The sequence below is a fragment of the Acinetobacter sp. 742879 genome (assembly GCF_000588535.1).
GTDB lineage: Bacteria > Pseudomonadota > Gammaproteobacteria > Pseudomonadales > Moraxellaceae > Acinetobacter > Acinetobacter pittii.
This window is the reverse complement of record NZ_JFYC01000046.1, coordinates 1-490: the sequence shown is the minus strand read 5'-3', so window position 1 is coordinate 490 and position 490 is coordinate 1. Positions and strand designations below refer to the sequence as shown.

The window sequence follows — 490 nt, the reverse complement described above, 5'->3', positions numbered from 1 at the left end:
ACGAATTTTGTCAATACCGGTAAATGGTTGAGTGAATTCTCCACGCACATCATAACGTCGAGTATTTAAATCAATATAAGGAGCATTATGAGAGAAATTAGTTTCATGAATATGATTATGCTGATGACAATCAGGACGTGGATTTATGTAATTAATATCTTGCTCATCCATCAATTGAGGATAATATAAAAGATAATTTTTTAATCCACTAATTCGTGAATCGATACCGATTGCAGAGGCACCACAACCTTCATATAAATGGCTATGGGCTGGTAAACCATATTCATCATGACGATGTGTATAAGAAACTCCTAAATAAGTATTATCGTCTATCCAGGATAATCCAAGCGTACCTACTCTCGACTCTGCCCAGCTTTCTGGTAAATATTTTAAATTTTTATAAATACTGTTTTGGTTTTCAAGATCTTCTAAAGAATTATAAGAGCTAGACTGGTAATGAGGAGTTTTATAGTTACCAGCATTACGATAT

Annotated in this window: 1 pseudogene; it reads right to left on the bottom strand. The window is 33.5% G+C overall.

Going from position 1 to position 490, the window contains the following annotated elements:
- Nucleotides 1-490 (bottom strand): annotated as a pseudogene (locus J690_RS23510) (TonB-dependent receptor); the annotation flags it as partial.